The 12,874-nt window shown below is 56.8% G+C and carries 13 protein-coding genes; 7 read left to right on the plus strand and 6 right to left on the minus strand.

Annotation, left to right across the window (positions count from 1 at the left end; genetic code table 11):
- Positions 1-27: 27 nt before the first annotated feature.
- From EO133_RS17810 to EO133_RS17825, 4 genes are all read left to right on the plus strand, one after another.
- The gene (locus EO133_RS17810; RefSeq protein ID WP_127074000.1) at positions 28-768 is read left to right on the plus strand and encodes a FadR/GntR family transcriptional regulator; all 741 of its coding nucleotides are present in this window, start codon (positions 28-30) and stop codon (positions 766-768) included.
- An 86-nt stretch (positions 769-854) separates the two neighbouring features.
- Positions 855-1,763, plus strand: coding sequence for a 5-dehydro-4-deoxyglucarate dehydratase (gene kdgD / locus EO133_RS17815; protein ID WP_127074001.1), 909 nt, complete (start codon positions 855-857; stop codon positions 1,761-1,763).
- Positions 1,760-2,893 (plus strand): mandelate racemase/muconate lactonizing enzyme family protein, encoded by a 1,134-nt coding sequence (locus tag EO133_RS17820; RefSeq protein WP_127074002.1) that lies wholly within the window; start codon positions 1,760-1,762, stop codon positions 2,891-2,893. Before kdgD ends, EO133_RS17820 begins: the two co-directional genes overlap by 4 nt.
- A gap of 2 nt (positions 2,894-2,895) precedes the next feature.
- The gene (locus EO133_RS17825; RefSeq protein ID WP_127074003.1) at positions 2,896-3,753 is read left to right on the plus strand and encodes an amidohydrolase family protein; all 858 of its coding nucleotides are present in this window, start codon (positions 2,896-2,898) and stop codon (positions 3,751-3,753) included.
- A 165-nt stretch (positions 3,754-3,918) separates the two neighbouring features.
- Here the strand turns inward: EO133_RS17825 and EO133_RS17830 are convergent, their stop codons facing one another.
- The 6 genes from EO133_RS17830 to EO133_RS17855 all read right to left on the minus strand — a co-directional run bounded on the left by EO133_RS17830 (position 3,919) and on the right by EO133_RS17855 (position 8,959).
- Positions 3,919-4,254 (minus strand): cupin domain-containing protein, encoded by a 336-nt coding sequence (locus EO133_RS17830; RefSeq protein ID WP_127074004.1) that lies wholly within the window; start codon positions 4,252-4,254, stop codon positions 3,919-3,921.
- Positions 4,255-4,275: 21 nt separating this feature from the next.
- Positions 4,276-5,049: a 2-dehydro-3-deoxy-D-gluconate 5-dehydrogenase KduD gene (kduD, locus tag EO133_RS17835; RefSeq protein ID WP_127074005.1), complete on the minus strand. Its 774-nt coding sequence runs from the start codon at positions 5,047-5,049 to the stop codon at positions 4,276-4,278.
- Positions 5,049-5,888 carry a 5-dehydro-4-deoxy-D-glucuronate isomerase gene (kduI, locus tag EO133_RS17840; protein ID WP_127074006.1) on the minus strand — a complete coding sequence of 280 codons (840 nt, stop codon included), beginning with the start codon at positions 5,886-5,888 and terminating at the stop codon, positions 5,049-5,051. The genes kduD and kduI overlap by 1 nt, the downstream gene beginning before the upstream one ends.
- Positions 5,889-5,994: 106 nt before the next feature.
- On the minus strand, positions 5,995-7,275 hold the full coding sequence (locus tag EO133_RS17845) for a TRAP transporter large permease (RefSeq protein ID WP_127074007.1): 1,281 nt from the start codon (positions 7,273-7,275) through the stop codon (positions 5,995-5,997).
- A gap of 5 nt (positions 7,276-7,280) precedes the next feature.
- Positions 7,281-7,823 (minus strand): TRAP transporter small permease, encoded by a 543-nt coding sequence (locus tag EO133_RS17850; protein WP_127074008.1) that lies wholly within the window; start codon positions 7,821-7,823, stop codon positions 7,281-7,283.
- Positions 7,824-7,981: 158 nt separating this feature from the next.
- The gene (locus EO133_RS17855; RefSeq protein WP_206513546.1) at positions 7,982-8,959 is read right to left on the minus strand and encodes a TRAP transporter substrate-binding protein; all 978 of its coding nucleotides are present in this window, start codon (positions 8,957-8,959) and stop codon (positions 7,982-7,984) included.
- A 169-nt stretch (positions 8,960-9,128) separates the two neighbouring features.
- Between EO133_RS17855 and EO133_RS17860 the strand changes: the two genes are divergently transcribed.
- From EO133_RS17860 to EO133_RS17870, 3 genes are all read left to right on the plus strand, one after another.
- Positions 9,129-9,815 carry a GntR family transcriptional regulator gene (locus EO133_RS17860; protein WP_127074009.1) on the plus strand — a complete coding sequence of 229 codons (687 nt, stop codon included), beginning with the start codon at positions 9,129-9,131 and terminating at the stop codon, positions 9,813-9,815.
- A gap of 482 nt (positions 9,816-10,297) precedes the next feature.
- Complete coding sequence (locus EO133_RS17865; RefSeq protein ID WP_127074048.1) at positions 10,298-11,728, plus strand: mannose-1-phosphate guanylyltransferase/mannose-6-phosphate isomerase; 1,431 nt, start codon at positions 10,298-10,300, stop codon at positions 11,726-11,728.
- Between the two features lie 53 nt (positions 11,729-11,781).
- Positions 11,782-12,699 carry a glycoside hydrolase family 16 protein gene (locus EO133_RS17870; RefSeq protein WP_164735084.1) on the plus strand — a complete coding sequence of 306 codons (918 nt, stop codon included), beginning with the start codon at positions 11,782-11,784 and terminating at the stop codon, positions 12,697-12,699.
- Positions 12,700-12,874 lie beyond the last annotated feature (175 nt).

Here is a 12,874-nt window from a genome sequence, read left to right on the forward strand (position 1 = left end):
TCGAAAATAGGCAATTCTCGAGGCAAAATGGAAACCGAACATATAGAAAATAACGGCACCGGCCGCAGCGGCACATTGGTTGTCCAGGTTTCCGAAACCCTGCGGAACGCCATCCGCGCCGGGGATTTTAAGCCAGGCGACAAATTGCCCAGCGAAGCAAGACTGACGGAAACACATGGCGTCAGCAGAACTGTCGTGCGTGAGGCTATTGCGGCACTGCGGGCAGATGGACTTGTAGAGCCCCGGCGCGGTGCCGGCGTGTTCGTTCTTGAACCTGTAGCCCCTCCCGCCCTGCCCTTTCAGAATGTCGATCACGCGCGCATCTCATCACTGATTGAAATGCTTGAGTTGCGTGGTGCTGTGGAAGTGGAAGCTGCCGGGCTTGCCGCAATGCGCCGCTCGCCGGCCCAGGAAGAAGAAATTATCGATTGCCACAACGCGGTCAAAGCCTGCATTGACGCGCAAAAGCCAACCAGCGCTGCCGATTTCGCTCTGCACACGGCCATCGCACAAGCCACAAACAATCCCCGCTTTGCCGAGTTCATGAAACTAATGGGCGAAAATGCTATCCCTCGGGCGGCCCTGAAAACCTCAACCGCCGACCGCCCCAGCCCCACTTACCTCAACCAGATTCACGAGGAACACGCCCGCATCGTTGCGGCGATTTCCGACGGCGATGCCGATGCAGCCCGTGACGCCATGCGCGAGCACCTTCAGGGTAGCCAACGTCGCTATCGGGCCCTCCTGCAAAAAGGCACCACAACCTAAAGCTATCATACAAGTGATTGACACAAGTCATTCATCTTTGTATGTCGGAAGAAACTATAGGCTTCTGGCACAAGGATTAATCACTTATGGATCCGCAAGCTCTAAAGCACGCCCTTGGGGCTGGCTTGCTCTCTTTCCCTGTCACTCATTTCGATGCAGCAGGCAAATTCAAGCCTGATTCTTACGCAGCCCACGTCGAATGGCTCTCCAATTTCGAGGCAACCACATTGTTTGCCGCCGGCGGCACGGGCGAGTTCTTCTCCCTTGCTCCAGAAGAAGTGCCAGAAATCGTCAGAGTTGCAAAAGAAGCGGCAGGCGGGAAAACAGCTATTGTTTCAGGCTGCGGCTATGGCACCGAGATCGCAGTATCCATCGCCCGTTCGGTCGAAAAGGCCGGCGCCGACGGTATTCTCCTGCTGCCCCATTACCTGATCGATGCACCGCAAGAAGGGCTCTATCACCATGTCAAAGCCGTGTGCGATGCGACCGGCATGGGCGTCATGGTCTATAATCGCGACAATTCCATTCTCCAACCCGATACGCTCAAGCGCCTTTGCGATACCTGCCCCAATCTCGTCGGTTTCAAGGACGGTTCGGGCGATATCGGCCTTGTCCGCCAGATCACCGCAACCATGGGCGACCGACTGACCTATCTGGGCGGCATGCCAACCGCCGAGTTGTTCGCCGAGGCCTATCTCGGCGCCGGTTTCACCACCTATTCCTCGGCTGTCTTCAACTTCGTTCCCGGCCTTGCTGTTGAGTTCTATAAGGCTCTGCGCGGCGGCGATCGCGCCCGGTGCGAACAGATTCTCAAGGACTTCTTTTACCCCTTCATGGCGATCCGCAATCGTCGCAAAGGCTATGCGGTTGCCGCCATCAAGGCAGGTGTACGCCTGCAAGGCTTTGACGCCGGACCAGTCCGTGCGCCACTATCGGATTTGACATCCGAGGAGGAGGCCATGATGGCAAAGCTGATCGCGCCGTATAAAAGATGAAGATAGCCGACATTCGCACCCACCTGCTCGAGCACAAGCTCGACACCGCCTTTGAAAGTGCCTCGATGCGCTTCGACAAGCGCGTGCATGTGCTTGTCGAGATCATCTGCGATGACGGCACCACAGGCTGGGGCGAATGCCTCGGCCCGGCCGTTCCAAATGCCGCGATTGTCCAGACCTATCGCCAATGGCTGATCGGAAAAGACCCGCTCGAAACTGAAAAGCACTGGGCCGTTCTCTATAATGCCTTGCGCGATCAGGGGCAGCGCGGGCTGACGATTACGGCGCTGTCGGGCATAGACATCGCCCTTTGGGACATCAAGGGCAAGCATTTCGGCGTTCCCGTTTCCACCCTTTTGGGCGGTCGGTTCCGCGACAGCGTAAAAGCCTATGCGACAGGTTCGTTCAAGCGCGATGGCGTGGATCGCGTCGAGGATAACGCCGCGGATGTCGCCCGCTACCGTGAGGAGGGTTTTCACGCCACGAAAATCAAGGTCGGCTTTGGCCTTGAAGAAGATCTGCGCGTCATCAAGGCCGTTCGCGACGCCGCTGGCGGCGATATGCGCGTGATGATCGATGGCAATCACGGCTATGATGTGATCGAAGCCATTGAGGTGGGCAAACGCGCCGCCGATTACGGTATCGACTGGTTCGAGGAGCCGGTGGTACCCGAGCAACTCGATGCCTACCGCGCCGTGCGCGCAGGCCAGCCGCTGCCCGTCGCAGGTGGAGAAACCTGGCACACCCGCTGGGGTATGCGCGAACCGCTCGAAACCCGCTGTGTCGACATCATCCAGCCCGATATTTGCGGCTGTGGCGGCTTTACCGAGATCAAACGTATTGCCGATCTCGCCACTCTCCATGGCGTGCGCCTCGTGCCCCATGTCTGGGGAACAGCGGTGCAGATCGCGGCATCGCTACAATTCATGGCGTCGATGGTGCCCAATCCGGTGCGGAACAACCCCATCGAGCCTATTCTCGAATTTGATCGCACCGATAACCCGTTCCGGCAGGCCGTTGTAACAAAACCGCTTGAACATCAGGACGGCATCGTCGCCATCCCCAACGGCCCCGGCCTCGGGATCGAAATCAACCGCGATGCTCTCAAGGACTTCGCGCCAAAGGCCTGATTATGCTCGAACGCAAATATTCCGGTATCAAGCCGAACACCCATATGCCCAAGGGCACGATCGATACGCAGATGCACATGTATCTGCCGGGCTTCCCGGCCCTGCCCGGTGGGCCGGGCCTACCGCCCGATCCGCTGCCAACGCCAGCCGATTACCGCAGGACAATGGATTGGCTGGGCATTGATCGTGTGGTCATTACCCAAGGCAATGCGCATCAATTCGACAATTCTTGCCTTCTCGCCTGCATGAAGGAAATGACCGACTGCGCACGCGGCGTTGCTGTAGTCACTGGCGAGACGGGCGATGATGAAATGCTGCGCCTGTCCGACGCTGGCATTGTCGGTGCCCGGATCATGGACCTGCCCGGCGGCGCCATCGGACTTGATGGCCTTGAGGGGATCGACGCGCGCGCAAATGCTTATGACTGGTGCATCGCCGTCCAGTTCGACGGTTCGCACATCCTCGACCACGAGCCGCGCCTTTCAGCGCTCAAAAGCGACTGGATACTCGATCACCACGGCAAATTCTTCGCTGGCGTAACACCCGACAGCCCGCAGATCGATGCCGTCAAGCGGCTGATCGACAAGGACAATTGCTGGTTCAAATTTGCCGGCTGCTATGAATCATCACTGACCGGCGGTCCCCATTACGACGACATCGCCGCCGTCGCGCGTGAAATCGCTACCTATGCGCCAGAGCGTATCATCTGGGGCACCAACTGGCCGCACAACAATGCCAGGCGTACCGAAGATTACCCCGATGATGCCGATCTTATCGACACGGTTCTGGGTTGGCTACCGAACGACAATGCGCGCAAGCTGGCACTCGTTGACAACCCGGAAAAGCTCTTCAAGTTCTGAACAGCCGAGCGTGTCTAGCAAAAACATGCCCTTGGACATGATCCGAGAGTGGAAACGGTTTTTCGGTTCGGACACGCCACACAAAAAGAGTTAGAGCAATTCTGCAATTCAATGAAAAACAGACTTGCTCAAAAAAGGCCGGACACTAGTGCCCGGCCTTTTCATTTATACAAACTCATCGCGCATTGGTGTGAAGACGTCAATCAGCCGCGCTGGCGTGAGCGCGCGGACGCCGTGAACCAGATTGGGCGCTACGATGAAACTCCCGCCCTGCTGCAGCGTCTGGGTAACACCGTCGATTGTGACCTCGAACGTCCCCTCGGCCACATAGCTTGATTGAATATGAGGATGGGAGTGAGCGGCGCCCACGGCACCGTCCTCAAACACAACCTCAACCATCATCATTTCCTTGCGATAGACCATGATCCGGCGGGTAACACCCGGCTCCGGGCTTGTCCACTCACCGTCATCGGCAGTCATGAAAGCAGCATCAAGAGGCATTGTTTATCGTCCCGTTTGTGTTTATCGCGCCAGCCAGCCGCCATCGACCGGCACCACAGCGCCATGCATGTAGTCGGACGCCCGCGCCAGTAGAAACACCGCTGCATCGCCAATGTCGGAGGGTTCACCCCAACGCCCCGCCGGAATCCGTCCCAAAATCGCAGCATTGCGTTCAGGATCGTTGCGCAGTGCTTCGGTATTGTTGGTCTCGATATAGCCCGGCGCGATTGCGTTGACATTGATACCTCGTTGCGCCCATTCGCAGGCCAAAAGCCGCGTCAGGCCCAAAATACCGCTCTTGGAGGCCGTGTAGGACGCGACCCGAATGCCACCCTGAAAGCTCAGCATCGAGGCGATGTTGACGATCTTGCCCTTGGGCTCCGGCAGCGCGACGACCCTGCGCGCATAGGCTTGGGAGATGAAAAACGCGGTTTTGAGGTTGATATCCATCACCGCGTCCCAATCGTCCTCGGTGAAGTCCAGCGCATCATTGCGCCGGATGATCCCCGCATTGTTGACCACTCCGGCAATCGGGCCGTGCTTATCCCAGACCGCATCGATCATGGATGCAGCCGCCTTGTGATCGGAGAGATTGAGTAGGCTTTCGGCAAAGCTCTGCTCCGATCCCGCGATCTGGGCAAAAAGCGTTGCCGTCTCGTCCATCGAAGAGCGACCGACACCGATGACATTGCCACCGGCGCGACCGATGGCCAGCGCGATTCCCTGTCCGATGCCGGTATTGGCACCCGTCACGATGATCGTTTTGCCCTTGAGCGAAAAGGCCGACAAATCCATCAGAGCAGATCCCCAGGCTGGACCATCTCGACATCGGTGTAATCGACATTGTCCCCGGCCATCGCCCAGATGAAGGTGTAATTGGCCGTGCCGGCGCCGGAATGGATCGACCAGGCTGGTGAAAGGATCGCCTGCTCATTGGCCACAACCAGATGCCGGGTTTCCTTGGGTTCACCCATCAGGTGAATGACCCGCTGATCCTCGGCCAGATTAAAGTAAAGATAGGCTTCCATACGCCGGTCATGCACATGCGCCGGCATGGTGTTCCAGATCGATCCCGGCGCCAGCATGGTCATGCCCACAACGAGTTGGCAGGTCTCCACACTATGGGTGAACTGGAAAATCGAGCGCTCGTTGCAAGTTTCCGACGCCCCCAGGTCCAGCCGCTTGGCATCGTCGATGCGAATATGCTTTGTGGGATAGCTTTGATGCGCCGGAGCACTCAGGATATAGAACTTGGCAGGCTTGGCAGCATCGGCCGAAGCAAAACTGACGCTTTTGGTGCCCATGCCGATATAGATCATATCGCGAGGCCCGAGTTCGTAATCGGTGCCATCGGCCGAAACTGTCCCTGCCCCGCCGATATTGACGGCGATCAACTCGCGCCGGTCGAGGAAATTCTCGGTGCCATTGGGCTTGATGTTTTCCAGCGGCAGGCTCGTATCGACCGGTAATGCTCCACCAACGATCATGCGGTCGTAATGGGTATAGGTCAGCGATACCACGTCGGCTTCAAACAGATCCTCGATCAGAAAATGCTCGCGTAGCCCTTCGGTATCGAAAGACGCACCGGTTTGCGGATCGATAGCAAAACGGATCGTATAACGCGTCCGGCTCATGTGAGACTCCTTCTTCCATACAAGTTCAAACTTGTCATACATCTATTGCGGGTGAAATGTAAAGGGCGCTGCAAGGCTCGCCCTTGACCTGAATCACGTGGAGTGGCTATCGGAACAATGACGGCAGCCAGAGAGAGATCTGCGGTATGTAAGTCACCAGCAGCAGCACGCCGACCGATGCCCCATAAAATGGCCAGATGGTCTTGATAGCGGTCCATATGGGTATCTTGCCCACCGCGCAGCCAACAAACAGCACGGCGCCGACCGGAGGCGTACAGAGCCCAATTCCAAGGTTCAGGATCATGATCACCCCGAAATGCACCGGATCGATGCCATAGGCCACGGCAACTGGCAGAAATATCGGCGTTGTGATGATGATGAGCGGCGACATGTCCATGAAGCTGCCCAGAAACAGCAGCAGCACATTGATCAGCAGCAGCACAATGATCGGGTTGTCCGAAATCGTCTGCATGAAGGCCACCAGCGACGCCGGAACGCGGGTATAGGCCAAAAGCCAGCCAAACGTCGCTGCGCAGCCAATCACCATAAGGACCATGGCCGTAGTGCGGACCGCCCCCAGCGTCGCATCGACAAAGTCGCGCCAGCCCATCGAGCGGTAAATGATGAGCGTCACCAAAAGCGCATAGACGATTGCAATGCACGAACTTTCGGTCGCCGTGAAAACGCCCGACCGCACGCCTCCAAAGATGATGCCGATCAGCAACAACCCCGGAATGGCTGAAACAAGAAGTTGCAGCACGGTATGGAACCCCGCAAACTTCTCGGTGGGATAGCCCCGTTTTGCGGCCACAAAGTATGCCACCGTCATCAGCGTAAGCGCCAGCAATGCACCGGGAATGATACCGGCGGTGAAAAGATCGGCGATGGATATGCGTCCGCCCGCCGAGATCGAATAGATGATCATGTTGTGCGAGGGAGGGATCATCAGCGCAATGACCGATGAGGTCACGGTGATATTGACGGCATAATCAACGCCATATCCGCGCTTTTTCATCTGCGGCACCATAAGGCCGCCGATAGCCGATGCGTCTGCGACGGCTGAGCCTGAAATCCCGCCAAACATGGTGGACGCCGCAATATTGACCTGCCCCAACCCGCCGCGCAAATGCCCGACCAGCGAGCCGGCAAAGGCAACGAGCCGTGCGGCAATGCCGCCGCGCACCATCAGATCACCCGCGTAAATGAAGAACGGGATGGCCATCAGCGAATAGACGGAAACCCCGGAGTTGAGGCGCTGAAACACTACGACCGGCGGCAGCCCCATGAAGAGAATGGTGACAAACGAGGCTACGCCGAGACAAAAGGCGATTGGCGTGCCGATCAGCAGCAGCGTAACGAAAGTACCAAAGAGAATAATGAGTTCCATCGCAGCTATGCCTTGGTTTCTTGCTGCTCGGCAGCATCGGGATCACTGAAATCGTCATCGGGGTTTTGACCCGACAGCCTCAAGGCAAGCCGTTCGATGCAGAACAGGCAAACAAGCGCACCGCCAGTGATGATGGGAAAGAACGACAGACCGCCCGGCACCCCAAGAGTCGGAATTGCAGCAGACCAGGCGCCTTGCGAGAGTTGGATGCCGTAAATCACCATCCCCGCGCCGAAGCCGAAAACCACGACATCGGAAATCGTACGCAAAATCAGCTTGCCTCTGTAGGGCACGAAATAGAGCAGCACGTCAAAGCCGAGGTGATACCGATCGCGCACCCCTACAGCCGCGCCGAGGAAGATGAACCAGGCCATCAACATCACGGCAAGTGCCTCGGTATAACGGGGCGTTGTGCCCAGCACATATCGCCCATAGACTTGCCAGGCCACCGCCGCCGTCATCATGACCAGCCCGACCCCGGCAATCCAAAGCGCCAGCGTCGCCAATAGGGTCAGCGTGGCGCTATAGCCGCGCAACAGCTTCTGCATGTGCCCCTCCCCGTCTTACGATGCCTGTTGGCGCCAGAAATTGGCAAGAGATGGCACCGGTTGCACAATCAAAATTGGCGCGAAAGAGCACTTTGCTCCACCCGCGCCAAGCTCAAGAAAATTGACGCCGGAGACCCGGCGCCAACGAAATCAGCGGCCTATTGGACAGCCTGAATGCGGGCGACAAGATCCTGCAATTCGGGGGTATCGACATAGCGCTCGTAAACCGGGCCCATCGCATCGATGAAGGGTTGCTTTTCCACTTCGATGATTTCCGAACCGGCCGCGCGGACCACTTCCATTGCTTCTGCTTCGGCGGCATCCCAAAGTTCGCGCTGATGAGCAACGCTGTCCTTGGCGGCTTGGCGGATCAACTCCTGATCTTCAGCCGAAAGGCCATCCCAGGTTGACTTCGCGATCACCAGCACTTCTGGAACAATAAGATGCTCGTCCATCGTATAGTAACGGGCCACTTCAGCGTGAGCCGAAGATTCATAGCTTGGCGGATTGTTTTCCGCACCATCGATAACCCCGGTCTGGATTGCCGAATAAACTTCACCATAAGGCATCGGCACAGCGTCAGCACCAAGGGCATTGACCATGTCAACAAAGAGATCCGACTGCATAACGCGGAATTTCAGCCCGGCCATGTCTTCGACGGAAGCCACCGGAACGCGCGAATTATAGAACGAACGCGCGCCAGCATCATAGTAGGCAAGACCGATCAGGCCGTGCGGCTCGAAGGCTTCCAGAATTTCATCGCCAATTTCCCCATCCATCACTGTGCGCATATGCTCTACTGAGCGGAAGATATAGGGCAGTGACGGCACCTTGGTTTCGGGCACAAGGTTGTTGAATGGCCCAAGCGAGACGCGGTTCATATCAATAACGCCAAACCGGGTCTGCTCGATCGTATCGGCCTCTTCGCCGAGTTGAGCGGAGTGATAGACTTCAATTGAAATACGGCCATCCGAGCGCTCCATGAGCAATTCGCCCATGTACTTGACAGCCTCAACCGTTGGATAACCGTCCGGATGCGTGTCCGATGAGCGCAGAACGATCTCCTGACCGATTGCTGCCGCCGACAAGCTAATGAGAACTGCGGCAGAGACACCCAGTTTCAGCATTGCATTCATAACTTCCTCCCAAATCTTTGGCGCCATTTTCTTGGCAAAGGCGCCAATGGCAAAACTCCCATTGCGAAATATCGCAAGGATCGACTTTTCAGTTTCCTTTAGCGTATAACGCCCCTAAACTGGTATGGAAGATTGTCGAACGTGTCAACTGACTGATTGAAAATTTTGTATGATAACTTATGCGCAAACCATATCGCCGTCCGAAGAAACCAATGCCGAGCGCATCGTTGCCGTTCTGCGCGACGAAATCGTGCGCCTCGTCCTCAAACCCGGCGACCCCGTTTCGGAATCGGAAATGGCGGTGCGGTTTGGCGTGTCGCGCCAACCGGTACGCGAGGCCCTGATCCGGCTAGCGGAAGCCGGGCTGGTTTCCGTTCAAGCCCGCAAAGCAACCCGTGTCGTAAGAATTTCCGAGAAGAGCGTACTGAATGCCAAATTCATCCGCGAAGCGCTTGAAGTGGAAATCATGCGACGGGCAGCCGGGTTAGCGCAACCGCATTGGCGCGACGTGCTCGAGCCCTTGCTCGAGCAACAGGCTGTCGCCGTCCTCGCAAAAGACCTCAGAACCTTCCATGCGCTCGATGACGCGTTCCACCGCAAGATCGCAGAGCTATGCGAGGTCGAGTTTGTGTGGGATCTGATCGATGCTCAGAAAGCGCAACTGGACCGCGTGCGCTACATGACACTCGATGCCGCAATCGACATCAACCTGATCGAGCATCGGGAAATTGCTCAAGCCATCTACGATAGGGACGCTGGCGCGGCAGAAACGGCCCTGCGAAACCATGTTGGCAAGATCACCAGTCACCTTGCTCTCGGGCGACAGCGCCTACCCGACTACTTCGCGCCGAAGTAGCCGAAGCCATTTGATAAAATATCCAGAATTAAGATCAAGCATACAAAAAATTGCACCCAGAGCGACTTTTCTCCGAGATGACAAAGATTGTACGATACTGTTTTTCAAACGGACAATAATTTGTCGAAGACACGATACAGAGTCAATATCGGAAATTTGGCAATTGCTTTGAAGTAACGAAAGTTTGTCGCCTTGGTGTTAAAATTAAATTAGCTTATAAGGGTCGTTACGGATTGGTTTTTTGACCTCCAAACTGGAAAAGCACCAGATAAAACGAGGAAAAAAGCAGCGGCGCCAACCGGATAGAAGAATATTCAAGACAATTGCTTCTATTGGGGACGTCATATGCGTGTTGCAGAATGCAGCTACCGGAATAGGCACCGCGACCCGGTACGAGACTTTACTTACCTTTACTCGTCGCCTGATCGCCTAGTCATGGTCACCACTCCGCAACTTGGCTTGGGAGCGGCACCATGAATATGATGAGCCGCCATGAAAAGATCGTGCCCCTTATCCTTGCAGGGGGCGCTGGCACCCGGTTATGGCCCATGTCGCGATCATCGCGACCGAAACAGTTTCTTACCCTGATCGGCGAGCATTCACTCTTTCAACAGGCTTTGCTGCGGGTTTCCGACCCGGTGCGATATGAGCCACCAATCATCGTTACCAACAACGAATATCGTTTTCTTGTGGCCGACCAGGCGCAGGAAATCGGCGTTGCTCCCGGCGCCATCGTCCTCGAGCCGGTTGCGCGAAACACGGCACCAGCCATAATCGCGGGAACGCTCGCTGCACAACATCGATCCCCCTCCGCCTGCCTCTACGTACTCGCTTCCGACCACGCAATAATAGCCGATCGGGCCTATCACTGCGCAATTGAGACCGCGCACCACGCAGCCCACGATGGCAAGCTGGTCACCTTCGGGATAACGCCAACCGGCCCGGCGACCGGCTTCGGCTACATTGAGGCGGGCAAAGAGATTTCGCCCGGCGTCCTGTCCGTTGCGCGTTTTGTCGAAAAGCCGGATGTCGGGACAGCCAACGCGATGATCGCGGCGGGCGGTCATTACTGGAACTCGGGAATGTTCATGTTTCGCCCGGCTGTAATGCTCGACGAGGCACAACGGCTGACCCCGGCAATCGTTTCATCCGTCGAGGCCGCGATTGCCCATGCCCGGCGCGATCTCGATTTCCTACGGCTCGACCAAGACCACTTCGCCGGCGCTGAAGCCATTTCCATCGACTATGCGATCTTTGAAAAGTCCGATGCTGTCGCTGTGGTACCCGCACCAATCAAATGGTCCGATCTGGGGTCCTGGGATGCAGTCTGGCAAGCATCAGAACGCGACGGGCAGAACAATGCGCTACGCGGATCTGGCTTGCTTAACCAGACAAGCAACGCTCTGGTTGTTAGCGAGAACCAGCATGTTGTGGTCGATGGACTCGATGATGTTGCGGTGCTGGCAAGCGAGGACGCCATATATGTGGGCAGACTTTCAAGCGCCCAGAATGTCGGCGAGATCGTAAAGGTGCTGAAGGCCGAACCGAAAACACTGGCGCTCGCGGAATGCCATCGCACCATGTATCGCCCTTGGGGGGGATATTCGTCAGTGCTCAACGGCGAGCGATTTCAGGTCAAACGGCTGTTTGTCAAGCCTGGCAAGCGCCTTAGCCTGCAAAAGCATCATCACAGGGCCGAGCACTGGGTCGTGGTCCGCGGCACAGCGGAAGTGCAGGTCGACGAGGACATCCGCATTTTGCGCGAGAATGAAAGCATCTACATCCCCCAGGGCGCCGTGCATCGGCTGGCCAATCCCGGCAAGATATTGCTTGAACTGATCGAGGTGCAAACAGGCTCGTATCTCGGTGAAGACGACATAATCCGCCTCGATGACGAGTTTGGACGGACATGAGTATTGTCCGCAACTCCGTATGGTTGGCGAAAATGCGCTCGCTGATGCGAGACATGACTTCTCGGTATAGCTATTGGTTCTGGGGTATCGGTTTCCTCGTGCTGTCTGGCGCGACAAGTTCTTGTGTTCCACTCAGATCCGTCAGCCCCATTGCAACCGTTACGGAGGAAGCCCAAGTTGCACCGAACGCAGTTCCGACCGCCGCGCCATCTGCAGGCCCCATAAGCGGGGGCAGCGGCTGGCGACGGGTGTTCACCGATGAGTTCACTTCGGGCGTTCTTGACCGTTCCAAATGGACCCGATGTTATTGGTGGGACAACGGTGGCTGCACAAATCTGGGCAATCCCAATCTCAACTGGTATCTGCCTGGCAATATTTCGTTTCGCAACGGCGCTCTGGTGCTGACGGCACGCGAGCAACAGGTTCGCGGCATTAACGGTCGTCTGTTTCCCTACACTTCCGGCATGGTCACGACGGGGCGCGATTACGCCGAACGTCATCGCTCCGACAGGTTCTCCTTTACATATGGCTATGTGGAAATCCGGGCACGTATTCCGTCGGGCCGAGGTTTGTGGCCTGCATTGTGGCTAATGCCATCGACGCATCGGGATTTGCCGGAAATCGACATCATGGAAGTTATCGGACATCGGCCAAACGTGCTCGAAATGCATTTTCACTATCGCGCCGATGCCGGCCAGAAGCGAACCGCAAACCGGCGCGTTACCGTTTCCGACCTGTCGCGAAATTGGCATGTGTATGGGCTGGAGTGGTCGCCCAACGCAATCATCTGGTATCTGGACGGCGTGGAGCAGTGGCGCTTCACCAATGCCAGTGCCATCCCGCGCGAGCCCATGTATCTCATAATGAACCTGGCGGTTGGAGGCGCCTGGCCCGGATCGCCAAACAGCAGCACGCAATTTCCTGCGGAGTTCCTGATCGACTATGTCAGGATCTGGCAAAGGGCACAGTGATGTCGAGGCTGGGTATCCATCGCGATAATGGCGCAAGAACCCGGTCACAGTCGCTATCCGGCCGACCTGCCGAAACAGACGCCCGCACTGCACCCCACGCCCGCACTTCTGACAAGCATCGACTGGCCGCCATATCGAACGAGCAGTACGAGGCGTTCCGATGACATATGCTTCG

This window comes from Pelagibacterium lentulum (assembly GCF_003992625.1).
GTDB classification, from domain to species: Bacteria; Pseudomonadota; Alphaproteobacteria; order Rhizobiales; family Devosiaceae; genus Pelagibacterium; species Pelagibacterium lentulum.